This is a genomic window from Rhizobium sp. Root1204 (assembly GCF_001424965.1).
GTDB lineage: Bacteria > Pseudomonadota > Alphaproteobacteria > Rhizobiales > Rhizobiaceae > Pararhizobium.
The window spans coordinates 370,395-392,242 of sequence record NZ_LMCZ01000001.1 but is presented as its reverse complement, the minus strand read 5'-3'; the positions used below and the strand labels follow the sequence as shown (position 1 = coordinate 392,242).

Here is a 21,848-nt window from a genome sequence, read left to right as displayed (position 1 = left end):
CGGATGCCAACCGGCATCGTTGGGCTGCCCATGATCTTGGGAAGACAGCCCTTTCAGGTGTTTGATAACGTGGTATTTATTAAAATTAGAACAACGTTGGAGACCGAAATCCCGTAGTTTTCACGGGATTTCCTCCGCAGTGCCGTGGCGGCGACGTCGGCTGTTCTGATTGCGCGGAAGCGCTCTGCCGGCCGCAGCCGCTCAGATTTTTGCGTCGACCTCGGCGGCCAAGGGGATGGCTGGCTGAGCACCCGGATTGAGGCAGGCAAGCGAACCGGCAACGGCCGCGCGCCGCAAGGCTGCATCGAAATCAAGACCGGCATCGAGGCTGGCGGCGAGATAGCCACAGAACGTGTCTCCGGCGCCGACGGTATCGACCGGCTCAATCTTCAGGCCCTTGGCACGATGGACGTTGCCGCCCCGCACCGCAACAACGCCCTCGGCGCCCAGCGTCACGATGACGGTCTGGCTTGTTTCCCGCGACAGAGCCTGCATGGCGTCTTCACGCTCGGCTGCTGAAAGGCCTTCGCGTCCGGCAAGCAGCTCGAATTCCGTCTCGTTGGCAACGACGATATCCGCCATACGGCCAAGCCGGGCGGCATCTGCAGTCAAAGGCGCGATGTTGATGATCGAGGTGATGCCCTTGCTCTTTGCCGCAGCAAGCGCCTTCTCCACCGATGCTGGCGGGATTTCCAGCTGCAGCATCAGCGTATCGCCGGCGCCCATCGTCTCGACGGCGGACTGTGCATCGCCAGCGCTGACCGTGCCATTGGCGCTGGCCACCACGACGATGACATTTTCACCGTCGCCACCGACAAGAATATGTGCGGTGCCGGTCGGCTCGCTTACGGTTTTCGTCAGCGACAAGTCGGTGCCTGCCTGTTTCAGGAGGGCCAGCGCGCCATCGGCAAAGCTGTCCGATCCGACTGCGCCCGCCATGCGGACGCTGGCTCCCGCCCGCCGCGCTGCCAGGGCCTGGTTGGCACCCTTGCCGCCTGCGGCGGTGGTGAAGCCGGTGCCGGTCACCGTTTCACCGGGCTTTGGCAGGCGTGCGGTGGTGGCGATCAGGTCCATGTTGATGGAACCGAAAACTGTAATCATCTGAAGTCTCTCCCGGGGCAGTCGATTTTCGCGGGACAGTGCCCGACAGGGTCAGTCCTCGTCAACCACCCGCAGCTTCAATTGCCCCATGCGCGCATCGAAGGATTTCTGATCGGGCTTGCCGTCAGGCATCGCCCCCGATGTTGCCAGGTCCAGTGCCTCGATGCGCGTGCCACGCTTCTTCAGCTTTTCCGAGGAAACCAGAATGTCGTCGACATCCTTTTGGGTGGTGAGGAAATGGCCATGCAGCTTGCGCACCCGGTCGTCGAGGCGGGTCAGGTCTTCCATCAGCCGGATTACCTCGCCCTGGATCAGATGTGCCTGCTCCCGCATCCTGGCATCCCTGAGAATGGCCTGGATGACCTGGATCGACAGCATCAGCAGTGACGGCGAGACGATGACGATCCGCGAACGGTGCGCCTTCTGGACGATCCCTTCGAAATGCTCGTGGATTTCGGCAAAGATCGATTCGGAGGGCACGAAGAGAAAGGCCGTTTCCTGGGTCTCGCCGGGGATCAGGTATTTCCCCGAAATATCCCGGATATGCACCTCCATGTCACGCCGGAACTGTTGTTGCGCCTGGCGGATCATCTCCGGATTTTCGGCACTGCGGATCGCATTCCAGCCCTCGAGCGGGAATTTCGCGTCGATCACCAGATCCGGCTGGCCGTTTGGCATGCGGATGGTGCAGTCCGGCCGCGACCCGTTGGATAGCGTTGCCTGGAAGGCATAAGCCCCCATCGGCAGGCCATCGGCGATGATCGTTTCCATGCGTGACTGGCCAAAGGCACCGCGCGTCTGCTTGTTGGACAGGATGCTTTGCAGTCCGGCCATGTCCTTGGCCAGCGACTGGATATTGGTCTGCGCGGTGTCGATGACCGCCAGCCGTTCCTGCAACCGGCGCAGGTTTTCATGTGTTGCCTTGGTTTGTTCGGTAATCGAGGTGCCGAGCCGGTGCGTCATGCCGTCAATCCGCTGGCTGATCGACTGGTTAAGCTCGGATTGGCGCGCGCCGAACACGTCGGCCATGGCAGCAATACGGCCCTGCATCTCCGTCTGCGCGGCGAGAAGCGCCGTCATGCGCTGCTCTGCATCAACAGCCGCCTGCCGGTCACGCCGCCTGCTGAGAACCGCCGGAATACCGGCAAACAGCAGGATGACGACAGCACCGAACAGGCACATGCCGAGCGTGACCGTGTAGGAGCCAAGGATGAACAGTGGCTGGTCGAGGGTGAGAATTGTCGGTTCCATCCAGGCAGCCTAGGTGGATTCGGCTTTGCTGACTAGATCAAAACAAGAACATTGGTAAATCGATCGATACAAACTGCTGCATTTGCTGCAAAAATCTTGAAAACGAGAATTCCATCGGCGCAAAAGATCAGTTATGGGAGCCAGATGACCATCAAGCCGCTCATCATTCTTCCCGATCCCGTATTGCGCCAGCTGTCCCAGCCGGTGGAAACAGTCAATGCCGAAATCCGCAGTCTGGCGGACGACATGCTGGAGACAATGTATGATGCGCCGGGCATCGGCCTTGCGGCGATCCAGATCGGCGTCCCGCGCCAGATGCTGGTCATCGACGTCTCGAAAGAAGGCGAGGACAAGCAGCCGCTGGTCTTTATAAACCCGAAGGTCCTGACGGCGTCGGATGAGCGGTCGGTCTACGAAGAGGGTTGCCTGTCGATCCCGGATTATTATGCCGAGGTCGAGCGGCCGGCGACGATTACGGTCGAGTACATCGATCTGGAAGGAAAGAAGCTGACCGCCAAGGCCGACGGCCTTTTGGCGACCTGCCTGCAGCACGAGATCGATCATCTGAACGGCGTGCTGTTCATCGACCACATTTCCAAGCTCAAGCGCGAAATGGTGATCCGCAAGTTCACCAAGGCCGCCAAGACCCGCGGCGCCAAGGCGATCTGACGCTTCCGTTGAAAACCTGGGCCTGCGGGACTATGATATCAGTGATATCATAGTGGAGGTTGCGCATGGGCGATCTGCTTCTTCGCGGAATTGACGATGCTCTGAAAATCGAGCTGCAGGAAAGTGCACGCCGCAATGGCCGCAGTCTTTCGGATGAAGCGATTGCGCAGATTCGGTCCGCCTTGGAAAAGGAGCGGCGGCGCGGGCAAACCGCGGGACAGCGTCTGCGCTCGATTCTGGGCGAGGCGACGTTTGAAGATGAGGAGTTGCGCGCCATCGAGGCGTTTCGCAAGCAGTCTGATCGTGCCCCGCCGGACTTCACATGATCGTTCTTGATACGAACGTCATTTCCGAACTTCAGGGGCGGCAGCATAGCGAGCGCATTCTGCGATGGTTGGACAGCTATGACAGTGAAGTGGTTTTTCTGACGGCCATCGCGCTGGCAGAAATTCACTTCGGTATCGCTTTGCTGGATTCGGGGGTGCGGCAAGAGAGCCTGCGTCAGACGTTCCTGCGAATTGAGAATGAGTTTTCCAGCAGGATCCTGAGTTTCTCGCAAACTGCGGCAGCACGATATGGAATCATTGCCGCCCAGCGCCAGAAGGCAGGCAAGACGATGGAAACCAAGGACGCCATGATTGCAGCGATCTGCCTGTCGCATGGCGCGACGCTGGCGACCCGCACTACAAAAGATTTCGAGGGGCTTGATTTGAAGCTCGTAAACCCGTTTGAAGAGGCCTGATCAGAACGGGGAACCGCGCGCCATGCCGCTTCGCATCATCTTCATGGGAACGCCGGAGTTTTCGGTCCCGACGCTGGCAGCACTGGCTGAGGCCGGTCATACCATCGTTGCCGTCTACACCCAGCCGCCCCGTCCCGGCGGACGCCGCGGTCTCGACCTGCAGAAATCACCGGTGCATCAGGCGGCCGAACTGCTCGGCATCGAGGTGCTGACGCCCATCAATTTCAAGGATGCTGTGGACCGTGAGACCTTTCGCGATTTCGATGCCGATGTTGCCGTTGTCGTGGCTTATGGATTGCTGCTGCCGGAGGAGATTCTCAATGGCACCCGGCTTGGCTGCTACAATGGCCATGCGTCGCTTCTGCCGCGTTGGCGGGGTGCGGCGCCGATCCAGCGGGCGATCATGGCCGGTGATCATGAGACCGGCATGATGGTGATGAAGATGGACAAGGGGCTCGATACCGGCGACGTGGCACTGACCAAGGTGGTTGCGATCGGTGACGAGATGACGGCTGGTGAACTTCACGACAAGCTGATGCTGGCCGGTGCGGGCCTGATGAGGGAAGCGATGGAAAAGCTTGACGGCGGCGACCTGCCGCTGACCCCTCAACCGGAGACGGGCGTTCTCTATGCCGCCAAGATTAGCAAGGCGGAGACGCGAATCGATTTTTCCAAGACAGCTACGGAAGTTCACAATCACATTCGCGGACTGTCGCCCTTTCCAGGTGCCTGGTTCGAGTTGGAGATCAATGGCAAGCCGGAGCGGATCAAGGTTCTCTCTTCGGTGGTCGAAACCGCCGGTGGCGAGGCTGGGGTGGCACTTTTTGACGATTTGACGATTGCCTGCGGCGATGGGTCGGTTCGGCTGACCCGGTTGCAGAAGGCGGGCGGCAAGGTGCTGGGTGCCGAGGATTTTAGGCGCGGTACGCCGATTCCTGCCGGCACAAGGCTTTCCTGATGCCGCGTTTCCGCATGACGATCGAGTATGACGGTTCCAATTATGTCGGCTGGCAGCGGCAGGACAATGGGCCGTCGGTGCAGGGTGCCGTCGAAAAGGCGATCCTGGCTTTGACCCGCGAGCCCGCTCTGATCCGCGGGGCAGGGCGCACCGATTCCGGCGTGCATGCCAGGGGGCAGGTGGCACACGTGGATCTCTCGCGGGCCTGGGATCCGCGGACGTTGCGAAATGCGCTGAATGCCTATCTCGGCCAGGCCGGGCAGCAGGTGTCGATCATCGATGCGGCAGAAGTGCCGGATGATTTCGATGCCCGCTTTTCAGCCCTGAGACGGCATTATCTCTACCGCATCATTTCGCGGCCATCACCCTTAGCGCTGGAGGCGAAGCGCGCCTGGTGGGTGTCGAAGCCGCTCGATCATGAAGCCATGCACGCAGCGGCCCAGAGGCTGGTCGGTTATCATGATTTTACCACATTCCGCTCCACCCATTGCCAGGCGAACAGCCCTTGGCGGACGCTTGACCGGCTGGACGTGACGCGGAATGGCGACGTCATCGAAATCCGGGCGACGGCACAGAGCTTTCTGCACAACCAGATACGTTCTTTTGCGGGCACGTTGAAAATGGCGGGCGACGGCCGGTGGACGCCGGATGATGTGCGGGCGGCACTCGAGGCCAAGGACCGCAAGGCCTGCGGCCCGGTTGCGCCGCCCGACGGGCTTTATTTCATGCAGGTCGATTACTGAAGGGCGGCGGGATAGATCGGCATCAGACCGAGCATGGGCGGCAGGGCTTCGCTGAGCATCAGGGACGGCAGGATCAGCAGGGCCGAGATCGCCGAAGCGAGCAGCAACTGGTTGTTGGTCACCGTCTTCATCAGCCTGAAAATCACGGTGAAATTGACCATTAACAACATGAGGGACAAGAGAGAGGCCAGCCCCTGGCTGCCGGGCAAGACCAGCCTGATCGCCAGTGGAACTGCCATGGCATAGACAGTCGGCACGGCCAGCCAATTGGTGCTGATAATGATCGAGGCCAGCATGCCGCCATAGCCGAGTGGTTTTGCCAGCACGGCCACCAGCACCAGCGGCACGATCCACATCGTCGCATCGACGAGGAACAGCTTGAAAATGAAGCCGATCCCGGTTTCCGTTCCGGTCGGCATCTGCTCCAGATAAAACAAGCGCCACGCTGCCCAGCCGACCGCCATGGCCGGAAGGCACCAGAGGAACGCGGCAAACGAACGCCAGACGCCGGCGGCCGTGATGTCGAGCCAGTCGAAGCCGCTCCTGTCGCCGAGGATCAGCAGCCAGATACCCTTCAGATAGGCACCGACTTCCTCAATCTGCGGCATGGCCAAACCAGCGGCTGATGAAGGTTTCGTAAATCTGCGTCAGGGTCTCGAGATCGGCGACGGCAACACGTTCATCGACCATGTGCATGGTCTGACCGACAAGGCCGAACTCGACTACCGGGCAGTAATCCTTGATGAAGCGCGCATCCGATGTGCCACCGGTGGTCGACAGTTTTGGCTCGCGGCCGGTGACGGCTTCGACAGCGCCTGACAGCGAGGCGATCAGCGCATTGTTGCGGGTGAGGAAGACGTGGCTCGGGCGTTCGCTCCAGGCAAGATCGTAGCGGACCGGCGGGCGGCCGGGGCGAAGCGGGCTTTCGGCTGCGGCACGATCCAGCCGGGCGATGATCTCGGCCTTCAGGCTATCGGCGTCCCAGGTGTCGTTGAAGCGGATGTTGAAGCTCGCCGATGCCTTGGACGGGATGACGTTGACCGCCTTGTTGGCGACGTCGATCGTCGTCACTTCCAGATTGGACGGCTGGAAATTGTCGGTGCCGCCATCGAAGGGTGGGTCCATCAGCGCCTGCGTCAGCGAGAGAATGCCGCGCACAGGGCTGTCGGCCAGATGCGGATAGGCGGCGTGGCCCTGAACGCCGTGCACGGTAATGGTGCCGGACAGCGAGCCGCGACGGCCGATCTTGATCATGTCACCGAGCTGGTCCGGATTGGTCGGCTCGCCGACCAGGCAGGCATCCCAGCGCTCGCCCCTGGCGGCCGCCCATTCGAGCAGCTTGGTGGTGCCGTTGATCGCCGGGCCTTCCTCGTCGCCGGTGATCAGGAACGAGATCGAGCCCTCCGGCGCCCCATGCTTATCGATGTGGCGGGCAACGGCGGCGGCAAAACAGGCGATACCGCCCTTCATGTCGACGGCGCCGCGGCCATACATTTCGCCATTGGCAATATCGGCAGAAAATGGACCATGCGTCCAGGCGCTTTCGTCGCCGACCGGCACGACATCGGTATGACCGGCAAACATCAGGTGTGGGCCGCCGGTGCCTAGCCGGGCATAGAGGTTTTCGATATCCGGCGTGCCTTCTTCGGTCGCCATTACCCGGTCGATGGTAAAGCCGAGCGGTTTGAGCATCGCTTCGAGCGCTGTCAGTGCGCCGCCCTCGGCAGGCGTCACGGACGGGCAGCGGATCAGGGCGGAGAGATTGGCGACGGGATCGATAGCGGTCATCAAGAAAGCCTGTTGTTTCGCGGGGCTTGGTTTAGCCGATCCATGCGGGGCTGTCACGGGGTTCCGCTTAGCGTTTGCAATGGTTGCCGCCAGCCGCGACTGCGTGGCGACCTCCGTCCTCAAGAGGGAGATCGYCGCCTTCCTCAACGCCTATAACCACGCCCGGAAAATCCGCCGTGGTTTTCTCTATTGTTTACTTGGCCGGGGCGCTGGAAAGTGCCGGGACAAAGTAAAGTATATGACGCCTTCCAGCGCCCCGTTCAGTGTTCGACGATGGGCAACTCCGGTTTCTCTGCGGGGATGGCGGCGCCCTTTTGATACGGGCTGACGCTGACGTTGCCGCCGCGYCAGGAAAGATATTGCTGTCGCAATACCGCTCGCCGGTCCTCATGTGTGCCTCACAGGCACGCCCCGCCATTTTGCAGACGGGAGGGAAACCACTTTCTGACACCCGGCACCGGCCCTGTCTCACCGCTACGCCTAGCGGTCTCGCCGATGACAGGACGCAATGATGATGGCACAGGTTTTGATCGCGGGGATTTGCGGGGATGATTTTCGGTGCGATTGGGGTGCGCGGGCGTAGGGGAGATTGGGCGACAAGTATTTGGCGTTAAAGGGAAGATGCTCGTTTTGTCCTGCTCACGCGAGATGATTTTTTAGCACCCGGGAGATGGATATTTCCTCCGTCGTCCCCGCGGACATGCCCGAGGATGAGGTGTTCGCGGGCGGCGGTTGCGTTCGGCCCGAATTGCCATGTCTAAATTCCACCGGTAGCACGTGAGAATAACCGGCAGGTTCATGCTATCTTGCTGCCGGGAATACCCTGAACCAGCGCAGGCGCAGGATGGTGGACGACCGGTGGATCATTCCTTGTCTTCCCATGTGGGTTTCTGACAAACACGCGGTCATTCCCCGTGCGCCGGTAACGGCGCAACGTGCCGAGATGGAGTTTTGAAATTGAGTGTTGCTTTTGCCAAGGATGACAGTGCTGAAACGGCTGCGGAAACCCATCTGCCGGACCGTCCGATTTCCCCGCACCCGAACCGGGTGACGGTGGCCGGATTGAAAGCGCTGGAACTGCAGCTTGAGCAAGCACGCGCTGCCTATGAGGCCGCGAGTGTCATCGAGGATGTCAACGAACGGCGGCGCCAAGTGGCAACCCCCATGCGCGATGCCCGCTACTTTGCCGCCCGGGTTCATACGGCCGAGATTGTCGCTGCGCCGGAGTCGACCGATACGGTTGCCTTCGGCAGCACGGTGACCTTCGCACGCAGCGACGGGCGTGTGCAGACCTACCGTATTGTCGGCGAGGATGAGGCCGATCCCAAGGCCGGGTCGATTTCCTATGTCTCACCGGTGGCACGGCTTCTGACGGGCAAGGCCGTTGGCGATGTCGTTGGCGCGGGCGATCAGGAACTGGAGATCATCGCCATCGCATAGCCGGCGCCCGGAAGGCATTTCGAACGCCCGAGGCTGGAAAAACCGTGTCCGGCTTCTATTTTTGGCCAGACCCGGAAAACGAAAGGACACTACGATGGCAAAGAATACCATCTGCCTATGGTACGATAAGGATGCCGAGGCCGCCGCCCGTTTCTACGCCGAGACATTTCCCGACAGCGCGGTGGGGGCCGTGATGCGGGCGCCCGGAGACTTCCCGGATGGAAAGCAGGGGGACGTGCTGGTCGTTGAATTCACGGTTGCCGGTGTTGCCTGTATCGGCTTGAACGGAGGTCCCACATTCAAGCAGGACGAAGCCTTCTCCTTTCAAATCTCAACGGAAGATCAGGAGGAAACCGACCGTTACTGGAATGCCATTGTCGGCAATGGCGGCCAGGAAAGCGAATGCGGCTGGTGCAAGGACAAGTGGGGCGTGTCCTGGCAGATTACGCCGCGCGTCCTGATGGAAGCGATGGCGGCGGGCGGCGGCGAAGCAAAGCGCGCCTTCGATGCGATGATGACCATGAAGAAGATCGATGTCGCGGTGATCGAAGCGGCGCGGCGCGGCTGAGACGCGGTGCGCGGCGTGACCGGACTGGTACGTCAGCTGGCCAGGGACAGGCCGCCGTGCCGGCTCACTTCGGTTTCGATTTCGGCGACAAGCGTGTCCAGCGCGGGATTGCGGGACTTTCGTGCCCGGCGCACCACATAGGCCAAGGCTGGAGGCGCCGGCAGCGGAGTGGTGACGATGCTCATCTCGGGGCGCAGATGGCGTTCGCTGAGCAGCGCAACGCCCAGTGCCGATGTGACTGCCGCGACAATCCCGGCAGCGCTTGAGCATTCAAAGACCGTCTCGAGAAAGAGATCGCCGTCCTGGCCGATATCGAAGGCCCATTGCCGGTAGAAGCACTCGTCGTCGAAGGACAGAAACGGAATGGGACCGTCCGGCGGCAGAATGACGTCGGGATGTTTGACCCAGTGCAGCTGTTCGCGAAAAAGGACGACGTCCGTCGGGCGGACCTCATGCGCGAAAATCTGTATGATCGCGGCATCCAGCTCGCCCCGCTCCAGCATGGCCCGCAGGACCAGACTCATCCGGACCTTGGTGCGCACCGCGACATGAGGGTGCAGGCGGCGAAACCGCCCCAGTATGCGGGCGAGATCGGTGCAGGTCGTGTCTTCGGTGAGCCCTAGCGCGATGCGCCCCGCCAGCGGCGTTTTCGTCAGGCTGAGCAACGCTTCGTCGTGGAGGCCAAGGATACGCTCGGCATAATCCAGCAGATCCTCTCCGGCGGCCGTAAAGACCGCAGCACCCGGTTTGCGGCTGAGAAGATCACAATCGAGGCTGCCTTCCAGCCGCTTGATCTTGTGGCTCACGGCCGATTGCGACAGGCCCAAAGATTTTGCCGCACGCGTAACTCCGCCATGGCGGCGAATAGCCAGCAAGACGCGCAAGGCGTCGATTTCAAGTCTGCGGCTGTTGAGTTCACTCATGGCAACACTCACGATGTGATGTTCGGAAACCATGCGCTTCGCCAATAATTTTCGCAAGTTTCCATCACGAAAGCGGAGTCTATGTCATGTCGTGATCGAAATTTGTCATGTGCCGGCGCATCGTGTTTCCTCTATGGCTCGACGGGACCGATATCCCAGCGAGTATTCCATGACCGACCAAGCTCTCTCCCGGCCAAAGCCTCAGCGAAGCCCTTTCCTCTGGCCGTTGCTGGCGACACTTCTGATCATTGGCTGGAGTTCCGGCTTTGTCGGTATTCGCTTTGCCATCGAAGAGGCAAGCGTCGTGCTGGTGTTGTTCTGGCGCACCCTTCTGTCAGGGGTGATCCTCCTGCCGTTCGCGCTGTTGATCGGGCCGCGGATGACGCGGCGCGGCGTGCTCGAACAAATGGCCTTCGGCGTCATGTCGGTATTTCTGTATCTCGGCGGCTTTGCCCTGGCGATCGAGCAACGGGTTCCCACGGGGCTTGTCGCTCTCATTTCGGATCTTTTGCCGCTGGCGATTGCATGTCTGTCACAGCCTGTCCTCGGCGAACGGCTGACAGCGCGGCAATGGCTGGGAACGGCGATCGCGGTCGCAGGCGTCCTGTTCGTCTCGCTCGACAGCCTGAGTTTTGGCGCGGCTCCGTTATGGGCCTATGCCCTGACGGTGGGCTCGATGCTGGTCTTTGCGCTGGCATCCGTTCTTTACCGGCGGCGGCGCACCCAGCATATGCCTGTCCATCAGAGCCTGTGTGTCCAGACGCTGACCGGCTCGGCCCTCTTTGCCGTGTGTGCCCTGATGCAGGGGAGCCTTGCCCCGCCGATGACTGCCAATTTTGCCATCGGCATGGCATGGCTGGTGCTGATTGCGACCTTTGCTGCCTATTCGGTCTACTATACCAGCCTGCGCCTGTTTCCCGTGGCGCAGGTGAGTGCTGCGATCTATCTCAGCCCGCCCGTGACCATGCTGTGGGCCTGGGCCTTGTTCTCCGAACCGCTGACGGTAACCATGTTTATCGGTCTGGCGGTGACACTGGTTGGCGTCTGGCTGACGTCCAAAGCATAGGCGGTTGCGTTATCAGCCGGCACCGTTTTACCAGCCGCGCCAGCCCGTGGATGCCACCAGGTCGTTGCGGATAAAGGCGATGTCGTCGGAAGCAGCAAGCGTACCGGCGCCGGGGAGACGGCCGCGGCGCAGTGAAGCCACGGCTGTCGTGCGGCGCGTGGTCCTTTCGGGCAGGTCGGGGCTGCACAGGTTTTCAGCGTCGAAACCCGCCGGATCGATCGAGAGGACACGGATGCCACGCTCCGCGAAGTCGCGGGCGAGGCCGAGTGTCAGCATGTCGATGGCGCTCTTGACGGTGGCCAGCGTTTCCGCATCCGGAGTTCCGGCCGCCGGTGTGGCATTGGCCGCCGCGCTCATGTTGATGATGACACCGCCCCTGCCGGCGAACTGGCGGGCCGCCTCCTGGCACATCAGGAACGTGCCGAACACATTGACGGCAAAGGTGCGGTTGGGGTCTGCCTCTGCCTGCCGCGGGGCGGCCCGGACAATGCCGGCATTGTTGACGACGATATCAGGCCGGCCGAAAATCTCGATCGTGGCCCGGAAGATGCGCTTCACATCCTCAGATTTCGACACGTCGCCTTCGACGGCGACAGCCCGGCCGCCACCCCGGACGATCTTTGCGGCAAGACGGGACGCACCCTCGCTATCGGCGGCATCATTGATGATGACGGCTGCACCTTCGGCGGCAAGGCGGGCGGCGATCCGCGCCGCTGGTCCATTGGCAACGCCGGTGACGACGGCGGTTTTTCCGGTCAATCTGGTCATAGCAATTTCCTTGATTCTTCGGACATGTTGATCCGATGAGCCAAGCATGCGGCAGACAAGGGCTTTGGCGTTACAACGATACTCCGAGATTTCTATGCGATCCTGCAAATGTGGAGGAGGAGACATTCCCAGCGCCGAAATTCCGCAGTAGCGTCGGTTCAGTCGAAAATCAGGACATCGCTTCCGCTCCATGCAGAACCAGACAGAACGTTTCGGTGAAATCGCTGAGATCATTGCGCGGCATACCTCGGGGACGGGGATGTTTCCGACGGCGATCGACAACCTGCTTTTGGGGCGCCAGACCGCGCCAACCGACCCTGTGCATCTGGCCCACCGCCCGGCCTTCGCGCTCATTGCCCAAGGACAGAAAACCGTGACGCTCGGGCAGGATGTCTATCATTACGGGGCTGGCGATTGTGTCGTGGTGTCGTTCGACCTGCCGGTCGTCTCGCGCGTCAGCGTCGCCAGCCCGCAGGCACCACATCTGGGGCTTGGCATGGTGATCAATCCCGACCGTCTGCGCGAAGTGTTGCAGCGGATCGCGGTTCCACCTGTTGCGGCAACGGCAGACGGCATGCGGGGCCTGGCCATCCACAAGGCATCGCCAGCCCTTGTGGATGCGACGCTGAGATATCTGAGGCTCCTCGATACTCCAAGCGACATCGCGGGCGTGGCACCTCTTGTCGAGCAGGAAATTCTCTATCGGCTGCTGACAGGGCCATACGGGCCGCGACTGATCCAGATCGCCACGGTCGACAGTCCGGGAAACCGGGTGGCCAAGGCGATTGCCTGGCTGCGGGAACACTACGTGCGGCCGCTGCGGATCGAGGAACTGGCAGACCATTGCGGCATGAGCGTTTCGTCACTGCATCATCATTTCAAGGCGGTGGCGGCGATGACGCCGATGCAATACCAGAAGCAGTTGCGGCTCTATGAAGCGCGCCGCCTGATGCTGGTCGACAATATGGACGCCGGCATGGCTGGGCATACCGTCGGTTACCAGAGCCCGTCGCAGTTCGGCCTGGAATATACCCGTTTCTACGGCCAGTCGCCGCTGCGCGATGTCTCGATGCTACGCACGCAGGTCGCGGCCGAATAACACAACAGTTTTGAACGCGCAGAGTGGCGTTCGAAAAGCCGTGGACGCGCTGGCAAAACGGCCATTGCGTCCTATCGCCCATGAGAACCCCGCCTGCAGGGCCGGGATCTTCCACCGCTATCCTTACAGAACTATGGAGCTAACCATGCGTTACAATCAGCTTGGCAATACCGGCCTGTTCGTTTCGGAAATCTGCCTGGGAACAATGACCTTCGGATCGGCCGAAGGCGCCTTCTGGGGCGGCATCGCCGGTGTCGACCAGGATGCGGCCGACCGGATCGTCGAACGGTCCCTGGCTGCCGGTGTCAATTTCATCGATACCGCCGACGTCTATTCAGCCGGTGAATCCGAACGCCTGCTCGGGCAGGCGCTGATCAATCTGGGCGTCGAGCGCAAGGACGTGGTGATCGCCACCAAGGTCTATGGTCAGATGGGCGATGGCCCGAACGATCGTGGCGCTTCCCGCGGCCATATCATGGACTCGGTCGAGGAGAGCCTGGACCGGCTGCAGATGGACCATATCGATCTCTACCAGATCCACGGCACCGACACGGTGACGCCGATCGACGAGACGCTCAGGGCGCTGGATGACCTGGTTTCCGGCGGACTGGTCCGTTATGTCGGCATGTCCAACTGGCAGGCCTGGAAGATCGCCAAGGCATTGGGTGTTTCCGAGCGCAAGGGGTTTGCCCGGTTTGAGACGCTGCAGGCCTATTACTCGATCGCCGGACGCGATCTGGAGCGCGAAATCGTGCCGCTGCTGACCGAGGAAAAGATGGGCCTGATGGTCTGGTCGCCGCTCGCAGGTGGCCTGTTGTCGGGCAAGTATGGACCGGGCGCACCGGGCAATGGCGAGGGCCGCCGGGCGAATTTCGATTTTCCGCCGGTCGACAAGGACCGGGCCTGGGCCTGTGTGGCCGCCATGCGCGAGGTTGCGGAAAAACATGGTGCCAGCGTCGCCGAAGTGGCGCTCGCCTTCATCCTCGCCAAGCCCTTCGTCACCAGCGTCATCATCGGCGCCAAGCGGGTGGAGCAGCTGGAGGAAAACCTGAAAGCGGTGAAGCTCCGGCTCGATGCCGATGACATGGCCAAGCTCGATGCTGTCAGCGCCCTGCCGCCGGAATATCCGGGCTGGATGCTGGAACGGCAGGGAGCGGCCCGCCGGCCACAGCCGTTCGAAGCGAAAGCATGACGGCGCGGGGCGGCCGTTTGCGCCGCCCTTGCCATCATCGGGCTTGCATCTGCGGCACATTCCGCCGAGAAAGAGGGCACTGCTTTTAATATCTAATCTCGAAAGACATGCATTGAACGACAACCCCGCCGCCGCCGTCGATGCCATCGCGCAGATCAGCGCCGTGCCGACCATTCTCGATGTGGTCTGCAGGACGACCGGCATGCGCTTTGCAGCGGTGGCGCGGGTGAGCACTGACCGGTGGATTGCCTGCGGTGTTCAGGACAACCTGGCTTTCGGGCTGGAGCCGGGCGGCGAGCTAAAGATCGAGACGACGATCTGCAACGAAATCCGCGATCACCGCCAACCCGTCATCATCGACAACGTGGCCGAGGATCCACTGTATTGCGGCCATCATACGCCAGCGCATTACGGTTTGCAGAGCTATATCTCCATGCCGATCACGCTGGCCGATGGCTCCTTCTTCGGCACGCTCTGCGCCATCGATACGGTGCCGCGCACATTGAACACGCCCGAAATCGTCGGCATGTTTCAGCTGTTTGCCAATCTGATCGCGTTTCATCTCGACGCCCATGACCGGATGGATCAGGAGCGGCAGAGCAGCGAGTTGCGTGAACAGTTCATCGCGGTGCTCGGTCACGACCTGCGCAATCCGCTCGCCTCGCTCGACGCCGGCACACGGATGCTGCAGCGTACGGTGGCGGATGACAAGGGCAAGACGGTTCTTGCGCTGATGCAGAACAGCATTTCGCGGATGTCGGGCCTGATCGACAACGTACTCGATTTCGCTCGTGGCCGATTGGGCGGCGGCATTTCGATCGAACAGGCCGACCGCGTGCCGCTTCGGCCTGTGCTGGAGCAGGTGGTCGCGGAACTGAAAATGGCCAATCCGGGCCGGAGGATCGAGGCTGATCTGGCGGAGGCGATGGTGCGCTGCGACGAAGGCCGGGTCGGGCAATTGCTGTCCAATCTTCTGGCCAATGCGCTGACGCATGGCGATCCGGAGGCGCCGATCCGGATACGCTCGGCGATTTCAGGCGGCCGCTTCGAGTTGACGGTGAGCAATACCGGCGAACCCATCCCGGAAGCGGTGGTCAAGGACCTGTTCAAGCCGTTTGTGCGCGCTTCGGCCAAGGCAAATCTGGAGGGCCTCGGTCTCGGACTTTATATTTCCTCGGAGATTGCCAAGGCGCATAGGGGCTTTCTTCAGGTGACATCGACGCAGGAAGAGACGCGCTTCACCTTCCAGATGCCGCAGCAATAGGCGGCATTTTTCCGGCTTCTCTGTTGTTCAGCGGCCGTATTGGTTTGGCCCTTGGGTGCCCGGCCACAGACAGAGCGCGAGGAAAAGAACAGGGCTGAGGACAGGAATGAACAGGCAAATCGCGAGATGGCCGGGATAGCCGATGTCGTGCAGCCGCTTGATGGTCAAAAGTGCGATCGAAGCGGTAGAGACAAGCGCAGTGACCACCAGGATCAGGGTCCAGAGCGCCAGCGGGATGTCATTGCCCTGATGGGCGAAGACACGCGACAGCACAAAGCCGCTCATGGCGGCCCAGAACAGCCAGCCGAGGAAATAAAGCAGGCGGCCAATGCGGCCGGAGGGGCTGAAGAACAGCCAGGACATGCTCTGCTGCCCCTCTATTTGCATTGTGGTTAGTCTCGCAGGAGTTCGTTGATGCCGGTCTTCGAGCGGGTCTTTTCATCGACGCGCTTGACGATGACGGCGCAATAGAGGTTCGGGGCAACCAAGCCGTTCGGCATCACTGCACCGGAACCCATCGAGCCTGCGACGACGACGGAATAGGGTGGTACTTCGCCATAGGTCACTTCGCCGGTTGCGCGGTCGACGATCTTGGTCGACTTGCCGATGAACACGCCCATGCCGAGCACCGAGCCCTCGCGCACGATGCAGCCTTCGACCACTTCCGAGCGGGCGCCGATGAAGCAGTTGTCCTCGATGATCGTCGGGCCGGCCTGCATCGGTTCCAGCACGCCGCCGATGCCGACGCCGCCGGACAGATGCACATGCTTGCCGATCTGGGCGCAGGAACCAACGGTCGCCCAGGTGTCGACCATCGTGCCTTCGCCGACATAGGCGCCGAGATTGACGAAGGACGGCATCAGGATGGCATTGGGAGCGATATAGGCGGAGCGGCGCACAACAGCATTTGGCACTGCGCGAAAACCGGCGTCGCGGAACTGGTTTTCGCCCCAGCCTTCGAATTTCGAGGGAACCTTGTCCCACCAGGTGGACTGGCCCGGGCCGCCCTTGACGACCTCCATGTCGTTCAAGCGGAACGACAGGAGAACGGCCTTTTTCAGCCATTGATTGACGGTCCAGTTGCCATCAGTGCCGCGTTCGGCCACGCGCACCTTGCCGCCGTCGAGCAGATTGAGAGCCGTGTCCACCGCATCGCGGATCTCGCCCTTGGTGTTGATGGTGACGCTGTCGCGGTTGTCGAACGCGGTGTCGATGGTCTGCGACAGGGAGGCGAGATCATGGGTCGTCATCGGAATTCCTTAAACTTCGGCGTCTATCGTAACCTGCTCTAGAGCATGATCCCGAAAAATTGAAGTGGTTTTCGGTTGCAGTCGGGGCTGGATGAAGGTGTATGTCCCGGAATGAGCACGGGTGATTTGATCCGTAGCGACCAGGATGTTGAAAGGAGCATCCGGCAGCGATGATTTGCAGCCGGTTTGCGGCAGGAAAGTTTGACATGGCAAGAATGAAGAAGCGGAATCTGCGGCGCAAGGATGGGGTCTGGGATCCCCTGGTCGATAGCCAGCAGACGCGCAAGCGCGCGGCGGGCGTTCCACAGACACCACAATCAATGTCACCATCCTACAGGCTCGCCTATACGGACGATGATTTCATGGCTCGCGAAGAGCTGCGCCCCATGCGGTTGCAGCTGGAATTGCTGAAGCCCGAAATGATCATGGCCGAACGCGGCATCAATTCGACGGTGGTGATGTTCGGCGGCGCCCGCATTCCCGAGCCCGGCGGCGATGCCTGGGCGGCGAAGAACGACACCCAGCGCCAGAACCTGACGGCTGCCTCTGTCTATTACGAGGAGGCTCGCAAATTCGCCCGCCTCTGCTCCCAGCATTCGGCCGAGTCCGGCTATACGGAGTATGTGGTGACCACCGGCGGAGGGCCGGGCGTGATGGAGGCGGGCAATCGCGGCGCCGACGACATCGGCGCGCCGTCGATCGGATTGAACATCGTGCTGCCGCACGAGCAGGCTCCCAATCAATATGTGACGCCCGACCTGTCGTTCAACTTCCACTACTTCGCCATCCGCAAGATGCACTTCCTGTTGCGTGCCAAGGCCGTCACGGTTTTTCCGGGCGGTTTCGGGACGTTCGATGAGTTGTTCGAGACGATCACGCTGATGCAGACGGGCCGCATGGCACTGGTGCCGCTGATCCTGTTTGGCGAAAAATTCTGGCGCAGCGTCATCAATTTCGAGGCGCTGGCCGATTTCGGCACCATCGCGCCCAACGATCTCGATCTCGTTCAGTTCGTCGAAACTGCCGAGGAAGCCTGGGAGATCATCTCGAAATTCTACGAGACGGTTGATCCGGCAACAGTGCCCGTGGCCTCCGGCGCGCGATAAAGCGATCACGATGCCGTCTTTTCCGGCCCGCGTCTGAACCAATCGGCGCGGGCTGCGTTTTCACGTCAGTCATCGACATGGGAGACGATCATGAGTGACAAGAACCTTTCCGACATAGCCTCGAAAATGCGCGATATCGATATCGCCATGTTATCGACCCACACCGATGGCGGTGCCATCGCCGCACGTCCAATGAGCAACAATGGCGAGGTCGATTACGACGGCGATTCCTATTATTTCACCTGGGAAAAGTCGCGGATGGTCGATGATATCAAACGCAACTCCAAAGTGGGTCTGTCCTTCCAGGGGCAGAAGGCCTTCATGGTGGCGGTGGAAGGCGAAGCCGATGTCATCAAGGACAAGGCCATGTTCAAGAAGCATTGGACGCCGGATCTCGATGACTGGTTCAAGGACGGCATCGACACCAAAGGTATGGTTCTGATCAGGATCAGCGCCGTCCGGGCGCATTACTGGGACGGCGAGGATGAGGGTGAAGTCAAGTTGGCGGCCGCCAAACGACGCCATTAGGCGTCCGACGGGTCCCTGCCGCCGCCAGTAGCGCAACCGGCGTTGTGTCGCAGTGACAGCGCGCCGCGGCTGTGGCAATGAGCCGTGATGAAAACCCTGCGGCTTGTCTTGAGAGATAGAGTGTCGGCCAGCGCGATTGCCGTGCTGTTCGCTGCCATGCTGTTGGTCCAGGGGCTTCTCTCCGGTGTTGCCCATGGAACGATGGCCAGCGCTGCCGTCGATCCGTTCAACATCCTTTGCATCGCGCATGAGGACGGGCCGCAGCAGACTTTGCCTGACGGTGGGCCTGCAAAGGCCGCCCATGACCTGTGCGCTACGCTCTGCCAGATAGCGGCTGGCTATACGCCTGCTTTGCCTGGCCGTTCGATCGATATCCTAACGCCTGTTCTTCGTGCGGCGGCCGAAATCTATGTCGTCGCAAAGCCAACTCCGCGTGTTGTTTTACGCAGCTTCCTCGCCGAGGCGAGAGCCCCTCCATCCTCTTCCGCATGACGTCTTGAATCCCGGCCGCGCGTGACGCGGTGGCCGCTATCTAAGCTCATCTGGAGAAACCCATGTCCGATTTCACCATCGGCCGCGTGGACGCTGCTGTTGCGGTGCGTTCGCCGTCCGACCTTTACCGCGCCGTCTGGCGCTGGCATTTCTATGCAGGCCTTCTGGTTCTGCCGTTTCTGATCACGCTGGCAGTCACCGGCGCGCTCTATCTGTTTCGCGACGAGATCGATGGTCTCGTCTATGCCGACCTGAAGCGGGTCGAGGTTCAGGAAAATACCGCCACGGCCGCACCCTCAGTGATGGTCGCGGCGGCGCTGGCCGCCTATCCCGGCACGGCGATCAAATATACCGATCCGCCATCCTCAACCGATTCCGTCGAGATCACCGTCAGCACGCCTGCTGCCGGCCGGATGGCGGTTTACGTCAATCCCTATGACGGAAAGATACTGGGCGCGTTGCCTGATCGCGGCACCATCATGTGGACCATCCGCAGCCTGCACAGCCTGAAATATTTCGGCTCTTTCGCGCGGACGCTGATCGAGATTGCGGCGGGGTGGTCGATACTTCTGGTCGCCACCGGCATCTATCTCTGGTGGCCCCGCACCCAGACAGGCGGGGTTGTGAGCGTACGCGGCACGCCGAAACGGCGGGTATTCTGGCGCGACACCCATGCGGTCAGCGGCATCTTCGTCGGCTTCTTCATTGTCTTTCTCGCCGTGACCGGCATGCCCTGGTCGGGCGTCTGGGGCGAGAAGGTCAACGAATGGGCGAACGGCAACAATTTCGGCTATCCGGCCGGCGTGCGCACAGCCGTGCCGATGTCCGGCGAACATCTTGATCATATCGCCAAGACGACGTGGTCGCTGGAACAGGCACAGGTTCCGCAATCGACAGGACAAGGTGTCGTGCCGATCAGCCTCGATCAGGCCGTCGCCACGTTTGACAGGCTAGGCCTGCATCATGGCTATGCCGTCAACATTCCGGCAAAGCCGCAAGGCGTCTATACCGGCTCCGTCTATCCTGACGATGTTTCGCAGCAGCGCGTCGTGCATCTCGACCAGTATAGCGGCAAGCCGCTGATCGACATGAGCTATGCCGATTACGGCCCGCTCGGCAGGGCGCTGGAGTGGGGCATCAATGTCCATATGGGGCAGGAATTCGGGCTCATCAATCAACTCGTACTACTCGCGGCCTGCATCGCCATCGTGCTGCTTGCGGTTTCGGCCGCTGTCATGTGGTGGAAGCGCCGGCCAAAGGGGTCGCTCGGTGTGCCGCCGATGCCTTCGGACAGAAGGGTGTTTCGCGGCCTGATCGCGCTGCTCGCGATCGGCGGCATTCTCTTTCCGCTGGTGGGAATCTCGCTGGTGGTGATGCTGGTGCTGGACTGGAGCTACCCGCTCTTCCGGCGTGCCATCCGCTTTGCGCCGTAGTAAGAGATTGACTGCAAGCTGAGGACCCCGGCCAAAGGGTTGGCCGGGGTCATGCTATCAGATTTTCTTGGTTTTGGTGAAATCCGAGGCGTCGATGACGCCGTCGCCATTGGTGTCGCGGCGCTTGAACATTGCATCGGCCCGGGCTGTGACTTCAGCAAGGCTGAGCGAGCCGTTCTTGTCGGTATCGGCGCGATCGAAGCCCTTGTGCCGGATGCCGGGCAGCATGGCCGGGCGTGTCTCTTTAAGCTTTTCGATCGCTGCAGTCCTGTCTGCGCCGGTCTTTTCCTTGGCGGCGCGCCATTCCTGGCCGCGCGCCTTGCGCACTGCCTCGATTTCTTCGCGGGTGACCTGGCCGTTGCCGTCGGTATCGAAAGCCTTGAAGGCTTCTGTCATGCGGGCATGAATTTCGTCCGGCGAAACCTTGTTGTCGCCATTGGTATCGAAGCGCTTGATCGTCCATTCGGCCCGCTGCTCCGGCGTCGGCTTTTGCCGGGCGGCGAAGGTGGGGGCAACAAAGCCGGTGAGAGCGAGGCTGGCGGCGACGGCGCCGAGAATCAAAGTGTTCTTTCGCATGTCGAAATCCTTTCAGTGATCATTGACCCTGAGATGAGGATAGACAGGCTGGCCGGGATGGCCAGTTAAAGTTTGGTAATGTAAGTCTTTGACAAGAAAAGGGTTTTTCAGTGTCAAAACTGTGTTCCGGGAGCGATGTCAGCCTTCGGACAACAGCCGGTTGAGGAAGTCCGTCAAGTCTTCTGTGACGTAATCGACCTGCGCTGACCCATCCTCCGTCTTTTCCCAGGATTCAGCGAACTCATATTCGAAATTGCGCGGAACCAGGAGAACCGTCTTCATGCCGAGCGTTTTGGGCACGATCAGGTTGCGCGGCAGGTCTTCGAACATGGCGGCGTGCCTGGTATCGACCCGATGCAGGCTCATGAACTTGTGATAGGTGTCGCCGGCGGGCTTGGGCACATAGTCGGCCGCGACGATATCGAAAATATCGTCGAAATTATCGAGGATACCAAGCGCGCGCGCCGTCATTTCAGCGTGTTTGACGCTACCGTTGGTGAAGATGAACTTGCGTCCCGGCAGCGCCTTGATCGCCTCGCCGAGCGCCGGATCGGCCGGAACGACGGAATAGTCGATCGCATGCGCCTTTTGCAGGAAATCGTTGGGATCGATGCCGTGATGGATCATCAGCCCCTGCAGCGTGGTGCCGTGATCACGGTAATATTCCTTCTGCAGCTTCTTCGCTTCAACCGGGTCCAAGGTCAAAAGGGCAGAGACATACGCCGTCATGTTGCGGTCGATCTGCGAGAACAGATTGACGTGATGCGGATAAAGCGTGTTGTCGAGATCGAACACCCAGTCAGTGACATGGGCGAAATCGGCTTGGGTCGGCAGGCGGTCGAGCTGGGTCATCTGCGCGTTATGCCATGGGTCGCGGCGGACGCAAATGGG

Annotated in this window: 25 protein-coding genes; 15 read left to right on the top strand and 10 right to left on the bottom strand. The window is 60.9% G+C overall.

Annotated elements, in window-relative coordinates:
• Positions 1-201 precede the first annotated feature (201 nt).
• A complete protein-coding gene (locus ASC96_RS01895; RefSeq protein ID WP_060500790.1) occupies positions 202-1,101 on the bottom strand; it encodes a ribokinase in 900 nt (299 codons plus the stop codon).
• Positions 1,102-1,152: 51 nt separating this feature from the next.
• Positions 1,153-2,352: a DNA recombination protein RmuC gene (locus ASC96_RS01890; RefSeq protein ID WP_060500789.1), complete on the bottom strand. Its 1,200-nt coding sequence runs from the start codon at positions 2,350-2,352 to the stop codon at positions 1,153-1,155.
• 144 nt (positions 2,353-2,496) lie between these two features.
• On the opposite strand from ASC96_RS01890, the gene def reads away from it, so the two are divergent.
• The 5 genes from def (at position 2,497) to truA (ending at position 5,464) form a co-directional block, all read left to right on the top strand.
• Complete coding sequence (def, locus tag ASC96_RS01885; protein WP_060500787.1) at positions 2,497-3,021, top strand: peptide deformylase; 525 nt, start codon at positions 2,497-2,499, stop codon at positions 3,019-3,021.
• Positions 3,022-3,086: 65 nt separating this feature from the next.
• The gene (locus ASC96_RS01880) at positions 3,087-3,347 is read left to right on the top strand and encodes a hypothetical protein (RefSeq protein ID WP_060500784.1); all 261 of its coding nucleotides are present in this window, start codon (positions 3,087-3,089) and stop codon (positions 3,345-3,347) included.
• A complete protein-coding gene (locus tag ASC96_RS01875) occupies positions 3,344-3,763 on the top strand; it encodes a type II toxin-antitoxin system VapC family toxin (protein WP_060500782.1) in 420 nt (139 codons plus the stop codon). Before ASC96_RS01880 ends, ASC96_RS01875 begins: the two co-directional genes overlap by 4 nt.
• Positions 3,764-3,785: 22 nt before the next feature.
• The gene (fmt, locus tag ASC96_RS01870; protein ID WP_060500780.1) at positions 3,786-4,721 is read left to right on the top strand and encodes a methionyl-tRNA formyltransferase; all 936 of its coding nucleotides are present in this window, start codon (positions 3,786-3,788) and stop codon (positions 4,719-4,721) included.
• Positions 4,721-5,464 (top strand): tRNA pseudouridine(38-40) synthase TruA, encoded by a 744-nt coding sequence (gene truA / locus ASC96_RS01865; protein WP_060500778.1) that lies wholly within the window; start codon positions 4,721-4,723, stop codon positions 5,462-5,464. The genes fmt and truA overlap by 1 nt, the downstream gene beginning before the upstream one ends.
• On the opposite strand, the gene ASC96_RS01860 is transcribed toward truA, so the two are convergent.
• On the bottom strand, positions 5,458-6,072 hold the full coding sequence (locus ASC96_RS01860) for a hypothetical protein (RefSeq protein WP_060500776.1): 615 nt from the start codon (positions 6,070-6,072) through the stop codon (positions 5,458-5,460). The two genes, truA and ASC96_RS01860, sit on opposite strands and share 7 nt — an antisense overlap.
• A complete protein-coding gene (dapE, locus tag ASC96_RS01855) occupies positions 6,059-7,252 on the bottom strand; it encodes a succinyl-diaminopimelate desuccinylase (protein WP_060500773.1) in 1,194 nt (397 codons plus the stop codon). Before dapE ends, ASC96_RS01860 begins: the two co-directional genes overlap by 14 nt.
• A gap of 957 nt (positions 7,253-8,209) precedes the next feature.
• Between dapE and greA the strand changes: the two genes are divergently transcribed.
• Together greA and ASC96_RS01845 are read left to right on the top strand one after the other, a co-directional pair.
• Complete coding sequence (gene greA, locus ASC96_RS01850; protein WP_060500770.1) at positions 8,210-8,692, top strand: transcription elongation factor GreA; 483 nt, start codon at positions 8,210-8,212, stop codon at positions 8,690-8,692.
• A gap of 94 nt (positions 8,693-8,786) precedes the next feature.
• On the top strand, positions 8,787-9,260 hold the full coding sequence (locus ASC96_RS01845; protein WP_060500767.1) for a VOC family protein: 474 nt from the start codon (positions 8,787-8,789) through the stop codon (positions 9,258-9,260).
• Between the two features lie 32 nt (positions 9,261-9,292).
• Here the strand turns inward: ASC96_RS01845 and ASC96_RS01840 are convergent, their stop codons facing one another.
• On the bottom strand, positions 9,293-10,183 hold the full coding sequence (locus ASC96_RS01840; RefSeq protein ID WP_060501395.1) for a LysR family transcriptional regulator: 891 nt from the start codon (positions 10,181-10,183) through the stop codon (positions 9,293-9,295).
• Positions 10,184-10,352: 169 nt separating this feature from the next.
• On the opposite strand from ASC96_RS01840, the gene ASC96_RS01835 reads away from it, so the two are divergent.
• Complete coding sequence (locus ASC96_RS01835) at positions 10,353-11,249, top strand: DMT family transporter (RefSeq protein ID WP_060500765.1); 897 nt, start codon at positions 10,353-10,355, stop codon at positions 11,247-11,249.
• A gap of 27 nt (positions 11,250-11,276) precedes the next feature.
• Here ASC96_RS01835 and ASC96_RS01830 read toward each other — a convergent pair whose 3' ends face one another.
• The gene (locus tag ASC96_RS01830) at positions 11,277-12,017 is read right to left on the bottom strand and encodes an SDR family NAD(P)-dependent oxidoreductase (protein ID WP_060500763.1); all 741 of its coding nucleotides are present in this window, start codon (positions 12,015-12,017) and stop codon (positions 11,277-11,279) included.
• A 190-nt stretch (positions 12,018-12,207) separates the two neighbouring features.
• Here ASC96_RS01830 and ASC96_RS01825 point away from each other — a divergent pair, with 190 nt between their 5' ends.
• From ASC96_RS01825 to ASC96_RS01815, 3 genes are all read left to right on the top strand, one after another.
• Positions 12,208-13,116, top strand: coding sequence for an AraC family transcriptional regulator (locus ASC96_RS01825; RefSeq protein WP_060500761.1), 909 nt, complete (start codon positions 12,208-12,210; stop codon positions 13,114-13,116).
• Positions 13,117-13,261: 145 nt separating this feature from the next.
• A complete protein-coding gene (locus ASC96_RS01820; protein WP_060500759.1) occupies positions 13,262-14,308 on the top strand; it encodes an aldo/keto reductase in 1,047 nt (348 codons plus the stop codon).
• 112 nt (positions 14,309-14,420) lie between these two features.
• Positions 14,421-15,572, top strand: a complete 1,152-nt coding sequence (locus ASC96_RS01815; RefSeq protein ID WP_060500757.1) for a GAF domain-containing sensor histidine kinase — start codon at positions 14,421-14,423, stop codon at positions 15,570-15,572.
• 27 nt (positions 15,573-15,599) lie between these two features.
• On the opposite strand, the gene ASC96_RS01810 is transcribed toward ASC96_RS01815, so the two are convergent.
• Positions 15,600-15,959 carry a DUF805 domain-containing protein gene (locus tag ASC96_RS01810; RefSeq protein WP_060500755.1) on the bottom strand — a complete coding sequence of 120 codons (360 nt, stop codon included), beginning with the start codon at positions 15,957-15,959 and terminating at the stop codon, positions 15,600-15,602.
• A 5-nt stretch (positions 15,960-15,964) separates the two neighbouring features.
• On the bottom strand, positions 15,965-16,822 hold the full coding sequence (gene dapD / locus ASC96_RS01805) for a 2,3,4,5-tetrahydropyridine-2,6-dicarboxylate N-succinyltransferase (protein WP_060500753.1): 858 nt from the start codon (positions 16,820-16,822) through the stop codon (positions 15,965-15,967).
• A gap of 206 nt (positions 16,823-17,028) precedes the next feature.
• Between dapD and ASC96_RS01800 the strand changes: the two genes are divergently transcribed.
• The 4 genes from ASC96_RS01800 (at position 17,029) to ASC96_RS01785 (ending at position 20,381) form a co-directional block, all read left to right on the top strand.
• Positions 17,029-17,928: an LOG family protein gene (locus tag ASC96_RS01800; RefSeq protein WP_060501393.1), complete on the top strand. Its 900-nt coding sequence runs from the start codon at positions 17,029-17,031 to the stop codon at positions 17,926-17,928.
• A gap of 90 nt (positions 17,929-18,018) precedes the next feature.
• Positions 18,019-18,456 (top strand): pyridoxamine 5'-phosphate oxidase family protein, encoded by a 438-nt coding sequence (locus ASC96_RS01795; RefSeq protein ID WP_060500751.1) that lies wholly within the window; start codon positions 18,019-18,021, stop codon positions 18,454-18,456.
• Between the two features lie 87 nt (positions 18,457-18,543).
• Positions 18,544-18,948 (top strand): hypothetical protein, encoded by a 405-nt coding sequence (locus tag ASC96_RS01790; protein ID WP_156393807.1) that lies wholly within the window; start codon positions 18,544-18,546, stop codon positions 18,946-18,948.
• 62 nt (positions 18,949-19,010) lie between these two features.
• Positions 19,011-20,381 (top strand): PepSY domain-containing protein, encoded by a 1,371-nt coding sequence (locus ASC96_RS01785; protein ID WP_060500747.1) that lies wholly within the window; start codon positions 19,011-19,013, stop codon positions 20,379-20,381.
• A 57-nt stretch (positions 20,382-20,438) separates the two neighbouring features.
• On the opposite strand, the gene ASC96_RS01780 is transcribed toward ASC96_RS01785, so the two are convergent.
• Together ASC96_RS01780 and ASC96_RS01775 are read right to left on the bottom strand one after the other, a co-directional pair.
• Positions 20,439-20,957 (bottom strand): EF-hand domain-containing protein, encoded by a 519-nt coding sequence (locus ASC96_RS01780; RefSeq protein WP_060500745.1) that lies wholly within the window; start codon positions 20,955-20,957, stop codon positions 20,439-20,441.
• A gap of 138 nt (positions 20,958-21,095) precedes the next feature.
• The gene (locus tag ASC96_RS01775; protein WP_112834485.1) at positions 21,096-21,809 is read right to left on the bottom strand and encodes a pyrimidine 5'-nucleotidase; all 714 of its coding nucleotides are present in this window, start codon (positions 21,807-21,809) and stop codon (positions 21,096-21,098) included.
• Positions 21,810-21,848 lie beyond the last annotated feature (39 nt).